Annotated in this window: 17 protein-coding genes and 2 pseudogenes; 10 read left to right on the top strand and 9 right to left on the bottom strand. The window is 58.4% G+C overall.

Translation table 11 applies throughout. The features are described from left to right. A pseudogene (locus tag EOW68_RS17640) lies at window positions 1-108 on the top strand (IS5/IS1182 family transposase); the annotation flags it as partial. Window positions 109-126: 18 nt separating this feature from the next. Here the strand turns inward: EOW68_RS17640 and EOW68_RS17635 are convergent. The 3 genes and pseudogenes from EOW68_RS17635 to EOW68_RS17625 all read right to left on the bottom strand — a co-directional run. After that, window positions 127-810, bottom strand: a pseudogene (locus EOW68_RS17635) (RNA-guided endonuclease InsQ/TnpB family protein); the annotation flags it as partial. Between the two features lie 19 nt (window positions 811-829). Next, window positions 830-1,423 carry a hypothetical protein gene (locus tag EOW68_RS17630; RefSeq protein WP_128226468.1) on the bottom strand — a complete coding sequence of 198 codons (594 nt, stop codon included), beginning with the start codon at window positions 1,421-1,423 and terminating at the stop codon, window positions 830-832. A gap of 739 nt (window positions 1,424-2,162) precedes the next feature. Then, window positions 2,163-2,582 (bottom strand): DoxX family protein, encoded by a 420-nt coding sequence (locus EOW68_RS17625; protein WP_431359037.1) that lies wholly within the window; start codon window positions 2,580-2,582, stop codon window positions 2,163-2,165. 540 nt (window positions 2,583-3,122) lie between these two features. Between EOW68_RS17625 and EOW68_RS17620 the strand changes: the two genes are divergently transcribed. Both EOW68_RS17620 and EOW68_RS17615 read left to right on the top strand, forming a co-directional pair. After that, window positions 3,123-3,737 carry a ribonuclease HI family protein gene (locus EOW68_RS17620; RefSeq protein WP_128226471.1) on the top strand — a complete coding sequence of 205 codons (615 nt, stop codon included), beginning with the start codon at window positions 3,123-3,125 and terminating at the stop codon, window positions 3,735-3,737. A gap of 99 nt (window positions 3,738-3,836) precedes the next feature. Further along, window positions 3,837-4,505 carry a cupin domain-containing protein gene (locus EOW68_RS17615; protein ID WP_128226467.1) on the top strand — a complete coding sequence of 223 codons (669 nt, stop codon included), beginning with the start codon at window positions 3,837-3,839 and terminating at the stop codon, window positions 4,503-4,505. 131 nt (window positions 4,506-4,636) lie between these two features. Here EOW68_RS17615 and EOW68_RS17610 read toward each other — a convergent pair whose 3' ends face one another. From EOW68_RS17610 to EOW68_RS17600, 3 genes are all read right to left on the bottom strand, one after another. Next, window positions 4,637-6,649, bottom strand: coding sequence for a copper-translocating P-type ATPase (locus EOW68_RS17610; protein WP_431359038.1), 2,013 nt, complete (start codon window positions 6,647-6,649; stop codon window positions 4,637-4,639). A gap of 368 nt (window positions 6,650-7,017) precedes the next feature. Next, window positions 7,018-7,986, bottom strand: coding sequence for an MBL fold metallo-hydrolase (locus EOW68_RS17605; protein WP_128226466.1), 969 nt, complete (start codon window positions 7,984-7,986; stop codon window positions 7,018-7,020). Between the two features lie 56 nt (window positions 7,987-8,042). Beyond that, window positions 8,043-9,761, bottom strand: a complete 1,719-nt coding sequence (locus EOW68_RS17600) for an ATP-dependent DNA ligase (RefSeq protein ID WP_128226465.1) — start codon at window positions 9,759-9,761, stop codon at window positions 8,043-8,045. 331 nt (window positions 9,762-10,092) lie between these two features. Here EOW68_RS17600 and EOW68_RS17595 point away from each other — a divergent pair, with 331 nt between their 5' ends. Then, the gene (locus tag EOW68_RS17595) at window positions 10,093-11,394 is read left to right on the top strand and encodes a M28 family peptidase (protein ID WP_128226464.1); all 1,302 of its coding nucleotides are present in this window, start codon (window positions 10,093-10,095) and stop codon (window positions 11,392-11,394) included. A gap of 71 nt (window positions 11,395-11,465) precedes the next feature. Here the strand turns inward: EOW68_RS17595 and EOW68_RS17590 are convergent, their stop codons facing one another. Further along, on the bottom strand, window positions 11,466-12,566 hold the full coding sequence (locus tag EOW68_RS17590; protein ID WP_128226463.1) for a CapA family protein: 1,101 nt from the start codon (window positions 12,564-12,566) through the stop codon (window positions 11,466-11,468). A gap of 208 nt (window positions 12,567-12,774) precedes the next feature. Between EOW68_RS17590 and EOW68_RS17585 the strand changes: the two genes are divergently transcribed. Beyond that, entirely contained in the window at window positions 12,775-13,401 is a 627-nt protein-coding gene (locus tag EOW68_RS17585) for a class I SAM-dependent methyltransferase (RefSeq protein WP_128226462.1), read from the top strand. A 319-nt stretch (window positions 13,402-13,720) separates the two neighbouring features. On the opposite strand, the gene EOW68_RS17580 is transcribed toward EOW68_RS17585, so the two are convergent. Continuing rightward, the gene (locus EOW68_RS17580) at window positions 13,721-14,920 is read right to left on the bottom strand and encodes a pyridoxal-phosphate-dependent aminotransferase family protein (RefSeq protein ID WP_128226461.1); all 1,200 of its coding nucleotides are present in this window, start codon (window positions 14,918-14,920) and stop codon (window positions 13,721-13,723) included. 426 nt (window positions 14,921-15,346) lie between these two features. On the opposite strand from EOW68_RS17580, the gene EOW68_RS17575 reads away from it, so the two are divergent. From EOW68_RS17575 to EOW68_RS17560, 4 genes are all read left to right on the top strand, one after another. Continuing rightward, entirely contained in the window at window positions 15,347-16,708 is a 1,362-nt protein-coding gene (locus EOW68_RS17575) for an ethanolamine ammonia-lyase subunit EutB (RefSeq protein WP_128226460.1), read from the top strand. A gap of 8 nt (window positions 16,709-16,716) precedes the next feature. After that, window positions 16,717-17,472 carry an ethanolamine ammonia-lyase subunit EutC gene (gene eutC, locus EOW68_RS17570; protein WP_128226459.1) on the top strand — a complete coding sequence of 252 codons (756 nt, stop codon included), beginning with the start codon at window positions 16,717-16,719 and terminating at the stop codon, window positions 17,470-17,472. A gap of 34 nt (window positions 17,473-17,506) precedes the next feature. Then, entirely contained in the window at window positions 17,507-18,979 is a 1,473-nt protein-coding gene (locus EOW68_RS17565; protein WP_128226458.1) for an ethanolamine ammonia-lyase reactivating factor EutA, read from the top strand. Between the two features lie 99 nt (window positions 18,980-19,078). Beyond that, on the top strand, window positions 19,079-19,390 hold the full coding sequence (locus EOW68_RS17560) for a DUF4242 domain-containing protein (RefSeq protein WP_128226457.1): 312 nt from the start codon (window positions 19,079-19,081) through the stop codon (window positions 19,388-19,390). A 27-nt stretch (window positions 19,391-19,417) separates the two neighbouring features. On the opposite strand, the gene EOW68_RS17555 is transcribed toward EOW68_RS17560, so the two are convergent. Beyond that, window positions 19,418-20,515 (bottom strand): NADH:flavin oxidoreductase/NADH oxidase, encoded by a 1,098-nt coding sequence (locus EOW68_RS17555; protein WP_128226456.1) that lies wholly within the window; start codon window positions 20,513-20,515, stop codon window positions 19,418-19,420. Between the two features lie 134 nt (window positions 20,516-20,649). On the opposite strand from EOW68_RS17555, the gene EOW68_RS17550 reads away from it, so the two are divergent. Then, window positions 20,650-21,555: an acetamidase/formamidase family protein gene (locus EOW68_RS17550; protein WP_128226455.1), complete on the top strand. Its 906-nt coding sequence runs from the start codon at window positions 20,650-20,652 to the stop codon at window positions 21,553-21,555. Window positions 21,556-21,574: the final 19 nt, after the last annotated feature.

The following is a 21,574-nucleotide window of genomic DNA, read 5'->3' as shown; positions in this document are numbered from 1 at the left end:
CACGCACGAACACAAGTCTTCGTGGCGCTTTGTCTCCGTGTGGTCGTCGCCATCACGAATTACGAACGGGGAGACAATCCTGGACGGACGAAACTCAAGACCCTGTGATTAATTCTATGACACGCTCTCAGCGTGGTATTCGGCCACGAAACGGTGTTGTTTCTCCCAATTCCCAGACCCGTGTTCCTTCCGCGAGAGGTCGTGTTGTACGTGTTCCAGTCGCTCACGTTCGTCGGAAAAAGTCCAGTGATCTGACGGCGATTCCATCAGTGTCGTGAGCGTACTTGAGAATCCCTACGCCGATGCCGACGCACTTCTCGGGCTTCTCCGAGCTTCGTCCACGTCGATTCCGAACGTGACAAAACACTCACCCGTGGGTTCTTGCTTGACTGGGACCTGTTTAATCATCGCGTTCTCGGGAATGTCTCGGTGGAGATGAATCGGAATCTCACCGATTTGACTCAATCATGGGACAGGCCGACCACTCGTATTCTTAAGTTTGGAGCCGGACCGATTATAAATGAACGAGTGATATCCCCCAAGCGGTTTCCAATTGAGCATCTCCACGGCACGCCCATTCTCTTTCTGTGAGTTCAGTGTGGTGAGATTGTCGTAGACACAGTTGACTACTATCTGCAACACCTCCGAGTGAATGTCGGTCAAGTCGTCCCATCACTCTTTGAAATCAGGGATCGTCTCCTGTATCAGTTCGTAGAGGATGTGGTTGTAGAGTTGTCTACACGTATCGACGCGGTGCAGAAGCGTCTCGGTGAGGTGCTCTGGTGGGTCGAGTCGATACCTGTACTGCATCTATTCCTCTCGTTTTTCGTTAAATCTGCCAGCGGATCCCGGTCATCATCGCAATGATAGCCAACATGAGGATGGTTTGAACCAGCCCCCACTTCATGGTCTTACCGAACAGTTCGTCGATGCGGCTACTATCAGGCTCGGGCATCGACAATTCGACTCCCATCTTGGTAGTCAAGATGTGGAGGGGGCCGAAACCAATCAGCAACATTACAATCCCGATTCCCAGGGAGGCCCACAGCCAGACACTGGGCGATTCCCAGTAACCCATCATCTCCGCCAATCCGATACCGGAACCGATCACGCCAACGCTCAACGGCTCCGCTACCAGTGCCATCTTCGGCACTAAGTACTGGTTCACCGCACCAGAAACCTCGTCCGACACCTCCTCAAGCGACGGACCAAGAACAAATTTAAAGAAGAAATCGAGACCGAACCAGAATGCTCCAAGGCCGACGTGCACGTAGAACATCGCCCGTGCATCACCGGACAGATACGCAACAACTGGAGTGCCCAGGAATAGCACGGCCGCTATAGCGGCAAACCGAGTCCCAGCAGTAGTAATCACTAAACTCAACTCTTCCCGATGGTTGGAAGGTCTATCAACCGTAGCCATGGTGACGTATTACAGTAGAAAAACCACAGAGCGTACCACATCACTTTTCGGAATACCCGATAAAATTGCAGGTTAATTTCTAGAACAGTATTAATTTCTCTTATTTTTATAGTCTAAAATCTATTTACTTACACTTACGTGTCGAAAAATCATTGACCGAGACAACCTCAGTATTTTGCACGCGAACCGTATCAGAGATCATATTTGCGAGTGTGGGGTTTCGTCTGATACGCTCATTATCAGTCATGTACTGGGATGTCTCCCGGTTCATTTCCGTTCGTTTCATTCAATGACGAGACCTCTGTGGGGCTATCACAACCAGCCAGGACGAGCGCAAGACAGAGGGCGTGTGTCGCGAGTATTCGATTCGACTGTATCGTTGTCGCGTCTCGAATCAACATCATAATCGCCTGATATTGATACTGGTGGCTGTAAGAACCTGAAGAATTTCGACCCCCGTGGGATCGAATATCTGTACGAACTTTCAGCAACCAGTCTCAGTGTTGGCATGGATATTGGGCTGGCTGCTCATACTGCCGGCTGTAAGAAACTGAAGAATTGCGCCACCCCGGGGTGGCACATATCTTTACGAATTTACAGCCGGCAGTATCACCTCCTCGTGCTCTTTATCACTGAAGATTGCAACAGGACGGCTGTGGCGTCTGCGGTTTGGCGACATCGACAGTCTCCGCAACGAACATCGAGGTCCATTGTGCCGGCGTTACCGACAGTACAAAACTCACGCCCGTTCGGCTGATTCCGTCGGTGTGCGGGTATACCAGTATGCCCAGAGAATCAACACACCCTGCAGTGGGAGTCGTCCCCAGCGAACGAGTTCGGAGGGGTCGCCACCGCCAGAAACCCCCTCGATGACCACACCCTGGATCGCCATGTAGACGTTTGCCGGAAAAATAGCGACAAGTAACGCGATCGTCGCCCACGCAGCGTACTGTCGCGTCTGTGGAATCAGTAGGCCAATGCCGACGGCGATTTCGGCGAGACCGGACAGGTATACGAGTGCAAGTGCTGCCGGAAAGATCGGTGGCACAATCTGGACGTACAGCTCGGGCACCACGAAATGCAAAATACCTGCGACGACGTACCCCGGCGCCATTAGAAAGAGCAACGGCCGTTTGAGTCGCTGCAAAATCTCACTCATCCTCAGTACATAGCTGTTACAGCGGTGAAGCAGTTTCGCTCTCTCAACAAATGAAGCCTTGAACAATCAATTGACGCTCATATTCTGACTACCCAGTGGACTGCATCCAAGGTTAGACAGCTTCCAAACAAAGAGAACCCACTTTATTCTGGCGCACGTCTCTCTGCACGTGCTTGGGTTACGATTCTTCGAATGCCGGCAGTGCGGGACTGTCTTTGCCGGGCCAGACGTGCCACCATACTGTGACGCCTGCGACGGGGGGACAGTTTCAGAAATCACTGCCAGACTGCAGGCTGATACGTACTTTTCACGACGACAGGATGATTCGGGCTGACGACCGATCTCTGCCAGAATTACGATATCTAACACCGTGGGTAGATGAGTTTCGATTGCAGTCGGCACAGTTGCCAGTGGCTCTGGGTGGCCGTCCAACTATTTTTATTGGGTGACGACTGAATTGCGCACAATGACTGGCGCACAGTCGGGAGCTGTGAAGTGGTACATGAGATAGACTCCCTCCCCGTGGAGTATCTCTCACCGATGGCTGCGCACGTCGAGGAAGTCTTGGCACTCTTCGGCTACGAGATCACGCCGGCGATCGACGCGATCGATGCCGCAGTCAGTGGCTACGGTGGCCTGTTCGACCCAGGAACGACAGATGGCGAAAAACGAGCAGCCATCGACGAGGTACTCGCTGCTGGAGTCCCACCCTCGCTGCAGTCCACTCGACAGACCACAGCGTCAGATATCGTCCTGTATGTCGATGGGAGCTCCCGTGGCAATCCCGGGCCCGCCGGTGCGGGTGCGGTGCTCCAGACGGGAGACGAAGATATCGTCCGACTCGGGCGGCCCGTTGGCTCTCGGACGGGGAACAACATCGCGGAGTACGCTGCCCTGCATCTCGGACTCGAAGCGCTGCAAACGTGGTGTGACCCAGCATCGGTCGAGATCCGGATCGATTCGATGACGGTTATCAATGCAATCTGGGGACAGGACGACTCTGCCAGTCCACCCGCACAGTACAGTACGCCCATCGAGGATCATCTCTCCAGGCTCCCCAGTCACGACTGGACACACCTGGCTGACAGCGATCCCAATCCTGCTGATGCACGAGCGACCGTCGGAGCTGATATTGCTGCACTCGGGCCAAGCTAAGAGTACATTGGGTGCCCAAGTGCGAATCTCACTGCGAAGAGTCGACGTGGGAGACAGGACGATACGAGGTTTTTCTATCGTCGAGTCCAATCAGCGTATATGACTGCGTACGTCACTGGCCGGACGCTCGACGAAGACGATAATCCCATACCGGGGACCGGTTTCGAGGTGGCCGAAGACAGCTGGCTCGACGACCGGATCCAGGATCGGACCGGCCCGATAACGTCCCATCCGACACGGGCCGTCTGGGGAATTCTGTTGACGGATGGCGAGGGGTCGATCCGAACACTGAGCGTGTTCGGACCAGGCTACGACGGCCCACCGGCCCACTATCACGAAGCAAGCGTCGAAGTGTTCGACGTCGAGGATGGGTCTCTCGTGATGACGCTCGACGACGAGGAGCGAACAGTTGCAGCCGGCGAGTCAGCAACGGTTCAGACTGGGGTCGTCCATAGCTTTCGTAACGAGACAAACGAGCGAGCGCTCGTGACCACGGAAATTCGCTCCCCGGGCCGCCTCCGACAGGTGCTGCCCACGCTCGGCGGACTCGCTCACGACAGGTCGCGCGACCCGGATAATCTCCTTCAGCAGGCCCTCATCGCCGACGTCCTCGACGGAAACACGACGTTCGTCCAGGGAGAGGGCCTTGCAGGTTCGGTGAGCACCGCTCTCACGCCACTCGCAAATCTGGCTGGCTATCAGGGAGCCTATGCGAAATACATGCAGCCGGGGTTCTGGCGGAACCACGTCGAACAGCCCTCGGTGTGAGTGAGATTTTCAGATAATTGCCGATGAATCCAGCAGCGACGACAGGGGCAGTCTGCTGGATGCAGAGGCACACTTCAGCACCGCATCGAAAACACGCTCTGATACCGATTCAAAATATTCCGCTGTCACTGTCATGCCGCTTGTGTCTCTCTCGACCCTGTGACATCCGGCAAACTCGCCACAGACAGGTCCGTTCGGCGCAGTAGTTGTGCATTTATCGCGACGATCACTGTGCTCAGGGACATGAGCAGGGCACCGATGGCGGGTGACAGCAGAATACCGATCGGCGCGAGCACACCGGCAGCCAGCGGAATGGCGAAGACGTTGTATCCGGCAGCCCAGACGATGTTTTCCTGCATTTTTCGGTAACTCGCCTTGCTCAGCTTCACGAGTCGGACGACGTCCATCGGATTGTTCTGGACGAGAATGACGTCTGCGGACTGGACGGCCACGTCAGTCCCGCTCCCGATAGCGATGCCAACGTCGGCCCGAGTCAGCGCCGGGGCGTCGTTGACTCCGTCGCCGACCATGCCGACGAATTTCCCCTGATCCTGGAGTTCCTGGACCTTCTTATCCTTGTCCTCGGGGAGCACTTCGGCAAATACAGTGTCGATGCCCAGTTCCTCGGCGACGGCGTGCGCGACATCGGTCGAGTCACCAGTCAGCATCGCCACCTCGATGTCGAGATTGTGCAGTGCTTCGACGACCCGGTAACTCTCCTCCCGGATGACGTCAGCCATGGCGACGGCAGCGATCAGATCCCCATCGCGGACGAGATACACGACAGTCTGTGCGTTTTCTCCGGCTTCCGCTGCGAAGGACTGCAGCGTTCGTGGAACCTCACTGTCGAGATGATCGAGGAGATTCGGCCCGCCGACGTAGATCTCGTCACCGTCGACGGTCGCACGAACCCCACGGCCTTTCATCGCTTCGAACCCCTCCGCAGCAGGTGCGTCAATTCCCCGCTCGTCGGCGGCCTGTCGAATCGCACGAGCGATCATGTGCTCGGAGTCACCCTCGACGGCTGCAGCCAGGGCAAGGGCTTCGTCCTCGTAGACGCCCTCGACGGTCACCATCCCGACCACACCGTGTTCACCCTCCGTGAGTGTTCCAGTCTTGTCGAAGATGATCGCGTCCAGATTTCGTGACTCTTCCATCGCAATGCGGTCCCGGACGAGCATTCCATTCCGAGCGGCAAGCGACGTATTGATCGCGACGACGAGTGGAATCGCGAGACCGAGTGCGTGCGGACAGGCAATGACCAGGACGGTAACGACGCGTGCAATCACGCCGGCATCGAACGTTGTCGCCACCGTCCAGGCGACGGCAGTGACCGCCGCCGCGGCCACCGCAACGTAGAACAGCCAGCCAGCAGCCCGATCCGCGAGCACCTGCGTCTTCGACTCGCTGCTCTGGGCCTCCTCGACGAGTCGCATAATTCCTGCCAGCGTCGTCTCCTCGCCCGTCGCGTCGATGCGGACGCGCAGGCTGCCGTCGCCGTTGACGGTCCCACCGATGACCTCGTCGCCGGGATCTTTCGATACCGGCTTCGACTCGCCAGTTACCATTGCCTCGTTTACGTCGGAGTCGCCTTCCTCGACGACTCCGTCCGCGGGGACGCTCGCTCCCGGTCGCACGAGTACCAGGTCTCCTTCGGAGAGTTCGTTCGCCGGAACTTCCTCGGTGTCTCCGTCTTCCCTGATCCGTTCGGCGGTGTCCGGCATCAGCTTTGCAAGTTCGTCGAGAGCACTCGACGCCCGCCGGACCGATCGCATTTCGATCCAGTGACCGAGCAACATGATGTCGACGAGGGTCACGAGCTCCCAGAAGAACGGCTCTCCCCAGCCGACGAGTATTGTCGCCATGCTGTAGACGAAGGCGACGGTGATGGCCATCGAAATGAGCGTCATCATACCAGGTGACCACTCGCGTATCTCCGGAACGGCCATGCGCAGGAACGGCAAGCCGCCGTAGAGGAAGACGATCACCGAAAACACGGGAACGATCAACTCGCTCCCAGTGAACGCGGGCACGGTGAACCCGAGCCAGTCCTGCATTGTTTCGCTGTAGAGCAGGACCGGGATCGAAAGGGCAGTCGAGACGAAAAAGCGACGGCGAAACATCTGTTCGTGACCCGCGTGCATGCCACCGTGACCGCCGTGATCCTTGCCTGGCTGGTCCTCGTGCCCGTGAGCACCGTGGTCTCCCCCCTGCCCGTGAGAATCTTCGACCTCTTGGCTGGCTTCGTCGGCCTCTTCGGCTTCCTCTTCGAGCATCGATTGCTCTACACGCTCTTCGTCGCCAGAACCCGCCACCTCGTTCCTCTGCCCGTCCCCGGTGTCTCGCTGGGACTGTTCGCCGGACGGTGACTGCCCATTCCGGTGGTGGTCGTGATCGGTCATCGAATCACTGTCTTTACGAGGGCTGGGGTGATGGAAGTGGGGGCTATTTCTTTGGGTTCCGTGAGAGTTGACCTACCCAGTATCTCTTCAACGTTACAGTGGCAGACAGCTCAGAAGTCGCCGAGCGAGGTCTGATTCTGTCGGAGGGCGGTCGCGTCGTACCCTGCGTTGGTCAGGTGGGTCGCCAGCGACGCAGCAGAACCGTGCTGGGTGTACACCTGATCCGGGTCGACGGCTTCCACCAGCGACTGCAGTTCCTCGAAGTCACAGTGATCCGAGAGTGGGAAGGTCACGTCGTAGTCGCCCCGAAATTTGAACGAGCTATCGACGGCCCACCCCGAGAAGCCAGCCTTGATCGCGCCGGCTTCGTCGGCGAGCTGGTCGATCCAGTTGATTCGACCGCTGGTCATCGGCAGGACGAGCGCGTCGCCTGCTGTCAGTTCCGTCTCGCTCTCGTACGGCTCCGCTCCGAAATCCACGTCGCAGTGTGCCTCGATGACTTCATTCACACGTTGCACCGAGTCGGTAGTGAGCACTCTGTCGCGATCGGCCTCCTGGGCGAGCAGCTGAAGTTTCTGCGCACGGCCAAGCGCATATCCGAGGAGGATTACGGGGTCTGACGTTTCCGTCAACCACGTCCGGATCTCCGCTGCGAGACTCTCGTGGTCAGGAAACACGTACTCCGGCTCGCCGTAGGTGGCTTCGACGATCAGTACATCGACCGATGGCGGTTCGAACCCGTCGAGGTAGAATCGTGGACGGGTGCAGACGTCGCCGGTGTAGAGATACTGTGTCCCATCGGGGTCTGTAATGAGCGCCGCCCGCGAGCCTGCGACGTGGCCTGCCGGGAGCAGAGTCACCCGCTCGTCGGTCGTTCTATGAAGCGGTGTCTCCCGCCGGACGCTCGCCAGATCTGCCGTCAGCGGCGAGCAGACGGCACTGACCTCACTCTCTGGCCAGTGATCGCCGTGAGCGTGGGAGACGATATTCACGTCGCCGTCCGGATTGTCCGCGTCGCAGACTACCTGTTTGCCATCGGAGAGTTCGATCTCGATGCCGTCCCGGTACCTGACCGTCACTGCCGGATGTTAGGACTGCTCTAGTATGGTCCTTCCGCTCGCACAGGAGGTTTGAGTTATTGCGAGTCGTACAAATCGTCGACACGCTCGATGCTATCCGCGTCAGTCGGCTCCAGATCCGTGCGGACCTCCAGAAATCGCGGAAACCGGAGCGCGTACCCGGAATCGTACTCCGGGGACTCCTGAATCTCCTCGTACTCGACTTCGAGGACCACCTCGGGGCGCAGATCCACGTCTCGCCCGTCACGGGCTGTAATCAGGCCCTCCAGCCGATCGGTCAGCGACGCCAGTTCTTCGTCGGTGTACCCGGTCGAGAGCCGACCAACCTCCCTGAAGGAATCGGACGACGGATCGTAACAGCCCAGATAGAGGCGGCCGAGCCACTCACTGCGCCGCCCTTCGCTGTATTTTGCACGCGTGACGACGAGATCGAGTGACTCCATCGTCGGTTTGAGTTTGAGCAGTCGCCCGACACATCGACCGGGCTGGTAGGCCGCTCCGGGATTTTTCGTCATCAGTCCCTCGTGTCCAGCGTCGAGGGCCTCCCGATACAGTTCCTCGGCCGGCCCAGGGTCCTCGGCCGTCACCCAACTCGACCGGCTCCGCTCTAGTCCCGCCATGACCCCGTCCGGATCTGGGTCGACAGCCTCGAACGCCGCGTCGAGGTGCTCCAACCGCTCCGACAGCGGCGCTTCGAGGACCGTCTCGCTTTCGGCCAGACAGTCGAACAGGTGGACCACAGTCGGCACCTGGCGGGCCATCACCTCGATGTCGGATTCTCGTTTGACCCGCTGCGATAACTGCTGAAATGCGACCGGATCGCGCGTATCTGTCGTAATCGTGTCTGGCGTATAGCCGACCAGTTCGCCATCGAGTACGACCCGGTTAGCACTCACTCCCTCCCGGACTGCCCGGACCACGTCGGGGAACTGCTCGGTCACGTCTTCCAGTCGTCGAGTGAACAACCGGACTTCCTCGCCCCCGACGTGGATCTGGATGCGGATGCCATCGTACTTGTATTCACACAGCGCCCGTCCGTCGTGGGCAGCATCGGATAATCCAGCAGTCAGCGACTCGGCTTTCTCTGCCAGCATGACCTGGACCGGTCGAAACAGTTCCACGTCGAGCGTGTTCAGCCCTGCCTGACCATCGTCGCGGGCAGTTTCTGCGACGACACGGAAATCTGTCGTCACCTGGAATGCCCACTCGACCGCCCTGATCGCCTCCTCAGAGCCGTCGAGAAATGCGTATGCGATCGCGTCTCGGATCGTCCCTTCACCGACGCCGACGCGCATATGTCCCAGCGCGGTACGAACGACGTATCTTGCCTCGTTCGCGTCGGCGTCAGCCAGCTGCCCGGCGAGGGCATCGATCTTCCGGTCCTGGCTGCCTGCCCCCTCGTAGGTAGCGAGTTCTCGGAGGTCGTCGTGGACACGCTCGACGGTCAGCGGCGACGAGAAGAGGGTCTGCTGGCTCCCGTTCTCCACAGCCCACGCCGCCGCGTCACCGAGGTCGCCACTCTCCTTCCAGTGTTCGCGCACTGCGTTTTCTGGCGCACCAGTTGCACGGAGAATCGCATCGAGTGTCAGACTCGACGAGACGCCCAGATCCGTCCGGTCGTAGGCCGGTGACAGTCGCCCCCGCACGAGCGTCACGAGTCGCGGGAGCATCTCTCCGGCGTCTTCGAATACAGCCGCGAGCATATCCCGTTTCTCGTTGTTCGAGTCGGTCGCCGCGAGACGATCGTACACGTCGACGAGGGCGCCGTATTCCATCGCGTTCACCTATGGAAGGAGACAGCAAAAGCCCACGGGCAGGTGTGTCCCTGGCTTCGCAGTTCCAGCACCCATCGGTATCAAAACACCAACAAAACTCTCGCGAGGGCAATAATCGCACTCTGAAGTATGATATTCTGAAGTATGATAGTTTGAAGTATTATAGTTCTCCCCCAATCCAATTTGCTGCCAGGCATGGTCTTGAGCCCAGTGGGAGACCTGCTCTTCTGAAGAATCAGTGTGATCGATGCGCGAGAACCGATCAGACCGAACAGGAGTGGATAGAGTGGCTTCCATACGGTATTAAGGAATCTCGTCCTAACATCAGGACATGACGGACTGGATCGGTGAGACGTTCACGAGTGACGTTGGCTGGGAGCATCTGGAAACCCTCGTTGATATCGACACGCGAATGGCTGGCAGCGACGGCGAACGGCGTGGTGCCGAAGCGACACGCGAGGCCCTCGCTGCTGTCGGCGCACGAAACACGCGACTCGAAACCTTCGACGTCCAGGGCTGGTCGCGTGGATCCGCAGCGATAGCGGCAGGCGAGACGACACAGGACTGCATCGCGCTTCCCAGAAGTCCGAGTGGCGAGGTGACTGGCGAACTGGTGGATCTCGACTATGGATTACCGTCAGATTTCGACCGTGATCTGACCGGTAAGATCGTCCTCGCGGCGAGTGACGTGCCCGACTGGTTCGATCGGTACGTCCATCGCCGCGAAAAATACTACCGGGCTGTCGAGGCCGGCGCAGCGGCATTTATATACAGCAATCACGTCGAAGGCTGTCTCCCACCGACCGGCAGTGTCGGGACCGAGGCGGCGCCGATCGGTGATATTCCGGCAGTGGGCGTCTCGAAAGAGGTCGGTGCACGACTCACGCGCCGATTCGAGGGCGAGAGCGTCACTGTCAGCGTCGACGCCGACGCCTACGATGCGACCAGTCAGAACGTGCATGCTGATCTCGGGCCCGATACCGAGGATGCAGTTCTCCTGACGAGCCACGTCGACGCACACGACATCGCAGAAGGGGCCGCCGACAACGCAGCGGGCACGGCCATGGTCGTGGAAGTAGCGAACGCCCTCGCACAGCGCGAGGACGAACTCGATACCCGCGTCCACTGTCTCGTCTACGGGGCCGAAGAGGTGGGACTCGTCGGCTCACACTACGACGCCAACGGCCGCGACCACGACACGATCAAGGCGATCGTCAACAACGACGGTGTGGTTCGAAATCGGACGCTCCTCTGTCACACGCATGGATTCGAGGATCTCATCGACGCCGCCGAGCGCGTCGCTGACCGCATGGGCCACCCGATCGATGTCCCACCGGAACTGAACCCTCACAGCGACCACTGGCCGTACGTGAAGTGGGGTGTTCCGGGCTATCACATCCGATCTGATACCGGGGATGCTGGCCGTGGCTGGGGCCATACCCACGCGGATACGCTGGATAAACTGTCGGTACGGGATCTCCGCGAGCAGGCGATTCTCCTCACCGAATTAGTGGTCGAACTCGCCAGCGACGAGACGGAAATCGCCCATCGCTCGCCCCCGGCGATCGCCGAGCAACTCGAAACCGAAAACCTCGCCGAGGGGATGCAGGTCATCGGTGACTGGCCGTACTGAGATCCAGAAGAAGAATCCGAATTCGTTCTGTTCGCCTTGTTACTGGTTGAAACAGGTAGATAGCCTGCATTTCAAGAGAGTGGTATCTTCAAACTGTTGCCCTCGTCTTCGATCGTCGTCCCAAGATCTTCGGAGCGCTCGCAGAGCCGATGGCAGGCAGTGGTTGCAGTGTCGTCGGCCAGTTCGACAGCACAGTTCTCAATTTTTGTTGGGACGACAGCGAGGCTGTCGAAGCTCCCTTCGTCGATGACGAGTTCGAAGATTGCACTTTGTTTGTTCGCATACCCCGGCTTGTCGATGTAGTCGTCGACGAAATCGCCGGTATCGTAGAGTATCGGCCGACCCCGGTAGACTTCGACGCCCTGCAAGATATGCGCGCTGTGGCCGTGGACCACGTCGACGCCATTCTCGACGAGCCAGTGTGCGAACGCTCGATAGCTATCGCTCGGTTCGGTCTCGTAGTTCGCACCCCAGTGGAGTGAGGCGACGACGAGGTCCGCGTCCGCTCGTTGTGCTGTGGTGATGGCGTCTTCGACGAGCGATCGGGTCGTGGCATCACTCGGGTCGAGCGCCGCGTATGCAGTCCCTGGGCCGTCGTTTGCAGCGTACTGCGAGTACTGATCCGTAAGCGAGAGCATCGCCACGGTCAGATCGTCGACGGTCGTGATCGCTGGCTCGAACGCTGACTCCCGGTCGACGTCAGCGCCGGCGTGGGCGATATCCACGTCGTCCAGATGTACCAGTGTATCTCGGAGCGCCTGTTCACCGAAGTCGAGAATGTGGTTGTTCGCAAGCGCTGCGAGCGCGACGTTCACGTCGGTCAACGCTGGCTTCGCAAACGACGGTGTTGCCCGGAAATTGAACGCTTTCTCCGACAGGGGGTGACCGCGATCCGAGATCGAGCATTCGAGGTTGATGACGAGTCCGGAGAGCGACTGAAGTCGCTCGCGGGCCGACCCCCAGACTGCGACGGGATCGTGGCCAGTCCAGCGACGGTTTACGCCACGGCCGAGCATCACGTCGCCGACGAACCCGATCCGTGCGTCTGCCGACCCACCCTCGAAGATTGTCCGATCAGTCCGGGTGGTGTGTCCCGAGTCGTCAGCGGGTCCAAGAAGGTGGCTCGGGTGGCCAGTGCTCTCCGTGAGAACCGATCGTCGTGACTCGATCATCTGTCAACCAGATGCTTCGAGATGCAGCAATTTCAACGCTTGGCACCCCTTGTGACTCGGCTGGAAATGGGACTCTCCTCGAAGGCTACCTTCCGAGTTGCCTGCCCATCTATCGGGACAACAGCTGGTCGATACTGTTCGAAAAGGCGCGTGTCTCTGGGACACGGGATAGCGACGGGATTTACCGTCGTGCCCACCTCGGTATCGTATGGACCCATCGACTAACCATCGAGGCTGGGCTGAACGGTCGGGCGAGTTCTCACCGACCTACTACGCGGAACTCGGGCCGAACAAGGTGAGCAACAGCCTCGTCACGTTGCTCGATCACTACTGCAGCAGGGAGGTGTCGATTCTTGCACTCGGCTGTAGTTCCGGGCGGCATCTGGCACACCTCTATGCGGATGGGTTCGAGAATCTCACAGGAATCGATATCAACGACGACTCGTTTGCGGTGATGGCTAACGTCTATCCGGCTCTCTCCGAGGAAGGGCAATTTCACACGGGTGCGATCGAAGATGTCGTTCCTGGGTTTGCCGATGATGCGTTCGATGTTGTCTACTCTGTCGAAACTCTCCAGCATATCCACCCCGACGACGAGCGAGTGTTCGACGAACTCGTTCGCATCACCGACGAGTTGCTCGTGACAATCGAAAACGAAGGACCCGATCCAGAGACCGGGAATACAGACGAGCAAGTCGAGCACGTCGACGGACAGTTCCCACTCTACCGGCGGAACTGGAACCGTATATTCACGAACCGTGGGCTCACCGAACGCTTCTGTCACCCGAGCAAGCCCGATACGATCCGCGCATTTGGAACACGCGAAGATGACTGACGACTGTGTCTCGTCAGTGCCGTAAAAAATCGAGAGATGTTTGAGGACCGTCCCGAACGAATGTACATACAACGATGCAGACGACGAAACGGAAAGACAGATCGAGGGGTTCTAGCAACGATGGGTAGTCGCTTACGACTGGTATATGCAGTTGGTGTTGCTCTCAACGTCGTTGCATTGGCGGCTGCGGCGATAGCAGGTGATTGGTTGATCTCCGCTACGTTCGGTGTCGTGATTGTCTATCTTTGTGTTCGGTACTGGATGCTCGTGACCTCGGATGCTACAGAGTGACAAAAATCACTACCGCCGATCCAGTTGCTCAGGATCGATAGTACTCACCCAGCGCCCCAGCTGTCGAAGCAGCGCCTGCAGCCACATCGACAGCCGCACCCTCGTCGTCGAGAACGTCCCCAAACGCGGCGATGAAATTCGCGACGTTCGCTGGCCGCGCCGAGTACCCCATACAGCCAACACGGAAGATCTCACCCGAGAGCGCACCGAGACCACCGACGATTTCGATCCCGTGCTCGGTCAGTAGCCGATCGATGACGACCGTATCATCGACTCCGTCGGGGACCGAGACAGCGTTCAGTGTGGGAAGCCAGTAGTCGTCTTCGACAGCGAGTGGAACGTCCATCGCCTCGACACCCGTCTTGAGTGCGCCAGCAACCTTCTCGTGTCGGTTCCACTGCTGTTCGATCCCTTCTTCACCGATCATCCGAAGCGATTCTCGGAGCGCGTACATGATCGAGATCGGACCTGTGTGATGATAGCTTGGCTCGTCACTCCAGTACTCCCAGACACCGGTGAAATCGAGATACCAGGAGCGAACGGGCGCTTCTCGGCTCGTGATCTTCTCGACAGCCCGGTCGGAGAAGGTGATCGGACTCACTCCGGGCGGAGCGGACAGACACTTCTGTGATCCCGAATACACGACGTCGAGATTCCACTCGTCGGTGTGGAACTCGACGCCGCCGAGTGATGCGACGGTGTCAGCGATGACGTAGGCGTCGTGTTCGCGAGCGATGCTGGTGAGTTCCGGTATCTCGGTCTGTTTGACACCGGTGCTCGTCTCTCCGTGAATGAATCCGAAGACTGCTGGTTGATGACGCTCGAACGCGTCCGCGACTGCTCTGGGATCGAGTGGTTCTCCCCACTCGGCGTCGACGGTAACGATTTCACCGCCCGCCCGTCGAGCGACCTCGCCCATCCGCTTGCCGAAGTAGCCGTTCGACGGAACGAGGACGGTCTCACCAGGTTCGACGAGATTCGTAAACGCTGTCTCCATAGCGGCCGAGCCCGTTCCGCTGACTGCGAACGTGTACTCGTTGTCCGTTCGAAAGAGATACCGCAATCCTTCCTGGACATCGTTCATGAGGTCGACGTAGGAGTCGTCGAGATATCCTGTGATCGTATCCGAGAGTGCGCTGTACACCCGCGGATGGATGTCACTCGGCCCCGGCCCCATCAGTGTCCGATCCGGTGGAACGTATTCTCCGACGGTAAACGAGTCTTCCATACGCGAATATTTATGACAAAGTGCAATATATGTAGTGACCGTTTACTGATGCCCGCATGCATCTTCAAGTGACTCGATGAAACAGAGTCGAGAATTGCTTTGATACTGCCGGCTGTAAGAAACTGAAGAATTGCGCCACCCCGGGGTGGCACATATCTTTACGAATTTACAGCCGGCAGTATGAGAAATCAAACCCGTCCTCGATTACTCGCCTTCCTGTTTACCACCGTTAGCAACCGCAACTGCAGACTTATCGAATTGATATTTGACATTTTTGTAACTGATCCAGTCCAGTTGCAGCGCGAACCCTACAGTGATAGCTGTGGGTGAGTGGAGCGTGTTTTCCGCAAGCCCACTTTATCAATATAAAATGGACTTTACTATAAGATGACAAGTATTATAGTTTCACGAGCGTTTTTATGTGATATGTCAACAGTTGACGCAATGGGGTCGGGGGAGTACAAATTCGATTCGATCCGGACACTGTTGGCAAAGGCCAACGAACGGAAAACCGGAGACGAACTCGCAGAGATCGCTGCCGACTCGGCTGCCGAGCGTGTCGCTGCCAAGCGGGCAGTGAGCCAGTTGACACTCGAAACGCTCCGTGAGAATCCGGTCGTTCCCTACGACGACGACGAGGTGACCCGAGTTATTCAGGATGCGGTCAGAGAGCCCGTCTACGAGCGGATCAAAGACTGGACCGTTGCGGACCTGCGGGAGTTTCTTGTCGACGAGAACACGACGAACCGGGAGATACAGGCGATCCGGCCGGGGTTTACCAGCGAGATGATTGCGGCAGTCACCAAGATCATGTCGAATATGGATCTTATTCTGGCGACGTCGAAAATGACCGTGACTGCCCGCTGTAACAACACAGTTGGCACCGATGGCTCGCTCTCATTCCGTCTCCAGCCCAACGATCCTGCCGATAACGTGGACAATATCCTCGATTCGACACGCGAGGGGTTGTCCTACGGTGTCGGCGATGCAGTCATCGGTATCAATCCCGTCGAGGACAGCGTTGGAACGACGAGGTCGATTCTCGATGCGACACACGACTTTATCGAAGAGTGGGGGATACCGACCCAGAACTGCTGTCTGGCGCACGTGACGACCCAGATGGATGCCATTCGGGAGGGGGCGCCTGCAGACCTGATCTTCCAGAGTCTCGCAGGCACCGAAGCCGGGAACGACGAGTTCGGTATCGACGTCGAACTGCTGGACGAAGCCTACGACCTCGGGCAGCGACAGTGTACAGCGAGTGGTCCCAATATCATGTATTTCGAGACCGGACAAGGTGCGGAGTTATCCGGCGACGCTCACGAGGGCGTCGATCAGTTGACGCTGGAGGCCCGCTGCTACGGCCTCGCAAAGCGGTACGACCCGTTTCTGGTGAATACAGTCGTGGGATTCATCGGACCGGAATACCTCTACGACGGCCAGCAAGTGATCCGCGCCGGGATCGAAGACGTGTTCATGGGTCAGTTGCACGGGATTTCGATGGGGATCGACGCCTGTTACACGAACCACATCCACGCTGACCAGAACGATATCGAGAACCTCGCAGTGCTGTTGAGTGCTGCAGGTGCGAACTACTTCATCACTGTTCCGATGGGAGACGACGTCATGTTGAACTACCAGTCGACCAGCTACCACGACGCTGGGGCGCTGTGGGAGATTTTCGACCTCGGGCCGGCACCCGAGTTCCGCGAGTGGCTCGCGGAGATGGACATCTGGCGTGACGGGACGTTGACTGACCGTGCCGGAGACCCGACCATTTTCACATAATACTACCAATGAGCCAACTAGATCCGACCGATCACGACGTTGCGGACGAACAGACCCTGAAACGCATCGTCGACAGAAACCCCTCGCGACTGGGGGTGGGCCGGAGCGGAGCACGCCCCAGAACCGAGACGTTGCTCACCTTCCTCGAAGATCACGGTCGCGCACGAGATGCAGTGTTGACCACTGTCGACGAACAGCTGATTGACGACCTCGGCCTGGTGAAAATCCGGAGTCTCGTCGAGGATAAAGACCAGTATCTCGCCCGGCCAGATCTCGGGAGCGATATTTCCGAGGAGACCGCAACTGAACTCCGTGATCGCTGCGAACAGAACCCTCAGGCACAGATCATCGTAAGCGATGGACTCAGTTCCACAGCCGTGGAAGCGAACGTCCCGGATCTCTTGCGATCACTGCAGGACGGCCTCGAAGAACGGGGACTGGAGGTTGGGACGCCGGTCTTTGTCGAGTTCGGGCGCGTCGACGTGATGGATGCAATCGGCGAAGAACTCGGTGCCGAGTGCTGTGTCAACCTGATCGGCGAACGCCCAGGACTGCGATCAGCCAAGAGTCTCAGCGCCTACATGGTGTACGACCCGAAACGCGGTGCACCGACGGCAAAAAAATCTGTCATCTCGAATATCCACGAGGGCGGTATTCCACCCATCGAGGCTGGTGCAGAGATCGCAGATCTCCTTTCGGAAATCGTCGAAAAGCAGGCCAGCGGTCTCGATCTCCGCGAGGATGACCGTGAGTTCCAGAAATGACCCGACCGGGGCGCTCTGACGCGTTCCTGCACCAATGTCCGAAGATTCTCTGACGAGTGTCGGTATCGACATCGGGACGACCACGACACAGGTCGTGGTTAGCAGGCTGACTGTCGAGGTGACTGATCCGACGAGTGCGGGGAAACTGGCAGTCACTGACAGAGAGGTGCTCTACCGGGGAGAGATCCACGAGACACCACTACTTGATCCCGCAACGATCGACGCGGAGGGAGTCGCCAGAATTGTCGAACAGGAGTTCGACCGGGCAGGACTCGACGCCAAACAGATCGACACAGGCGCAGTGATCGTGACCGGCGAGACAGCCCGATCGTCCAACGCCGCGGCGGTCGTTCGAGAACTGGCTATCGACATCGGTGAGTTTGTGGTCGAGACGGCCGGTGCGGAACTAGAGGCTGTCCTGGCAGGCCGTGGATCCGGTGTGGCAGCGTATGCTGCGACCCACGACGTGACAGTCGCGAATATCGACATCGGCGGCGGGACGACGAACATCGCGATTTTCTCCGGTGACCACGTCGAGGAGACGCGATGCTGTCGTATCGGTGGCCGGCTCATCCAGATCGAAGATGGGCGAGTGACGGCGGTTTCGGACTCGATACACCCCTTATTGACCCAGTTGGGTATCGAAATAAAGACCGGTGACCCGGTGGATTCCCAGGTGCTCGACAGTCTCGGGGAGCGCATGGCCGAGTTACTTGCCCACTTGCTCGAGGGACCACCCTATCCGGATCCGCTCCCTGCCCTCGCAATCGGCGAGTTGCCCCACGAACCCATCGAATTCGACGCGGTGTCGTTCACCGGCGGCGTCGGCCATCTCGTCACGAGAGGTGAGTTCGATACCCCGTTCGAATATCGGGATATCGGAGGCGTCCTCGCTCGGGCTATCAGTACCAACGACCGATTCAGTGCCTGGAACCGGATCGTTCCGGACGAAGATATTCGGGCGACGGTGATCGGGACTGGAACGACGACGACTCGGCTCTCCGGGCGAACGATCGGCCTCGAAGAGGAACTTCTCCCACTGCGTAACGTTCCGGTCGTCACCATTCCAGATCTGAGCGAGGCTGACGAAAGTGAACTCACGGATCAGGTAACGGCTGGCGTCCGTCGCGGGGAATCGCTGTACAGTTCTGACAGTAAAACATCCGAAGATCATACAGGGGAGAGAGAACCAGCGAATCTCTCCCGATTTTTCCTCGCATTCGATACGCTGGGTCCGCTCACCTACGATCGGTTACAGCGTGTCGCAAACGCGATTGTCGATGCCTACGAAACGGTGTCGATAGACGGCCCGATTCTCGTTATCACCCGACAGAACTGTGGGAAAGCCCTTGGACAATCACTGCGGAGGGAAACAGGGATCGAACAATCTGTTCTGGTTCTCGACGAAATCACCGTCGACTCCGGAACGTACGTGGACGTGGGGACGCCACTCGCTGACGACGATACAGTTCCAGTTGTGGTAAAAACGCTCGTGTTCGGCGAATGAAACTTCAATGGGGACGCTGGCTCCGATTACAGAAATGTCCCGGGGGAGTAATTATTTGACTCTCTGGATTTTCAGTTGCGATGTGGGGTAATTCCGAACATGGTTACTGAACAATCGACCCAGGAATTAGAGGACTTCCTGATCCTCCGGAATCTCGACGAACCGATAACCGAGGAAGAACTCGAAGCTGCCGGCGAGACGTCCGGACAGACGCTGGAAGAGCTACGGAACGAGGGGGTCGGCATCCGGTGGGTAGAGTCGGAGGTCCTGAAAAACGAGGACGACCAGATCACGGGCACGTTCTGTCACTACCAGGCTGAAGACGAAGCTGCGATCCGGGAACACGCCGACCGTGCCGGGTTGCCAGCCACCCGGATCGACCGACGGGGAGAGCCACTCGACGGCGAGTAGTCGAGTTGCGTACTGCGCCCTGCGCTCTCAGAACGCCCGCAGATACTGTCTCGGGAGTTCAATCTCGTCCATCCGATCGAGTTTCTGTGCTGCGTGTATCGTGAAGTACGGATCTCGGAGGTGTTCACGGCCGAGAATTGCGAGATCAGCCCGACCGTTTCGAACGAGTGCATCAGCCTGTTCGGGCGTCGTGATACCGCCGACGGCACCCACCAGACTATCGGCGTCGCTTTCCTCTGAAATTCGCTGTGCATAGGGGACCTGGTAGCCGGGTCCGGTGTCCGGAATCTGCTGCTCTGGGTGGATGCCGCCCGCACTCACGTCGACGAGATCGACCCCGTGCTTGGCGGCGTGATCTGCGAACCGAACTGAGTCCTCGACGGTCCAGGAGTCGCGGTCTGGAAGCCAGTCTGTCGCAGAGATCCGGACGAACAGGGGCTTCTCGTCCGGCCAGACGTCTCTGACTGCGTCGATAATCTCCAGTGGGTACCGGATCCGGTTCTCGAAGCTCCCACCATACTCGTCGTCACGGTCGTTGACTGCAGGCGAGAGAAACTGGTGGAGGAGATAGCCGTGGGCGGCGTGGACCTCCGCGATCTCGAACCCGGCCTTGTCGGCACGTCTGGCCGCGTTGGCAAACGATTTTTGAACGCCCGCTAGATCTTCTTCGTCCATCCGACGGGTCACCGGCGGTTCGTCGTCGTAGGGCCACGGCTCCCCGGTCGGCGAAACTGTCTCCCAGCCACCATCGTCGGGCTGGAGTGGCTCCGAGCCGTCGGATGGTCGCGTTTTCGAGGCTTTCCGACCAGCGTGTGCCAGCTGAATGCCCGGCAGACTCCCCTGATCGCGAACGAATGTGGTGATATCTGCGAGTGCGTCGGCGTGCTCGTGGCTCCAGATACCGAGATCGGTCGGTGTGATTCGGCCACGGGCTTCGACAGCGGTCGCCTCTGTCATGACGACCCCTGCTCCGCCGACTGCGCGACTCGTCAGATGCTGGAAATGCCAGTCTGTCGCCAGTCCGTCGCCGTCTTCACAGGAGTACTGGCACATCGGCGACACCATCACCCGGTTCGACGCGGTTTTCTCCGACAGCTCGATCGACGTAAAAAGGTCCGCTGACATCACCGACAGTAGACGGTGTAGCTTCTTACGTCCGATGCTTTGTCACCCTGTTCGGGGGTGTTGCCCGATTTCCCCCTGGAGATACCCCTTCTCGGTGGCCAATCATTATTTCTCTGTAGTCCACAGCTTTCGATATGTCACGCAAACAGATTTCGCACGAACAGGGCGTCATTTACGAATTCAGGCCGGATCTCGACGCGATCGCTGAAATCGAGGCTGGTGATCAACTCCGAATTGGGACACGCGATAGCCTCGACGGTGCAGTCCAGTCTGAGTCGGATCTCATCGAGTCCGTTCCGGACGAGGTCAATGCAGCGACTGGCCCGATCGCCGTCGCCGGCGCGTCACCGGGTGATATCCTCCGCGTCGAAATCGAGTCGATCGAACTCGCCGAAGAGACGGGCCGAGTCATCACGATAGACGGGTTCGGGTTACTCGACGGCGAACCGGGAATCCAGGCGCCAGAGACCCGGATGACACCTGTCGAGGACGAAAATATAACCTTCGAGGGTATCGACGTTCCAATCGATCCGGTAATCGGAACGATCGGGGTTGCACCGCGTAGGGATTCCTACACCACGCTCGTCCCGCACGATCACGGTGGGAACCTCGATACGACCGACATGACTGCGGGAAACGTCGCATACTTCCCGGTCTTCCAGACGGGTGCGATGCTGGCGATGGGTGATTGCAAGGCTGCGATGGCAGACGGAGAGATGTGTGGTACTGGCGCCGAGATCGCAACGGAGATCGATCTCACAGTCGACGTGATCTCCGATCCAGCAGTCGATCTCGACCGACCGATGGTCGAGACACCCAATGCCTGGAAAACGATTGCCAGTGCCGAAACGATGGAGGAAGCCTGCAAGCTCGCTAACCGGGATGCGATCGAATTACTCGCTACCGAGCACGACCTGTCGACCACGGAGGCGTATATGTTTTCGAGTCTGGTCGGTAACCTGGAGATCAGTCAGGTCGTCGACCCGCTCGTGACTGTCAGAAACTCGATTCCGAAGTCGACGCTCACCAGTCCGTTCTGACGGGTTAGCGTCCAGTTTT

The organism is Halovenus amylolytica (genome assembly GCA_004015825.1).
GTDB classification, from domain to species: domain Archaea; phylum Halobacteriota; class Halobacteria; order Halobacteriales; family Haloarculaceae; genus Halovenus; species Halovenus amylolytica.
The sequence above is the reverse complement of the archived record's forward strand: the minus strand, read 5'-3'. Positions and strand labels throughout refer to the sequence as shown.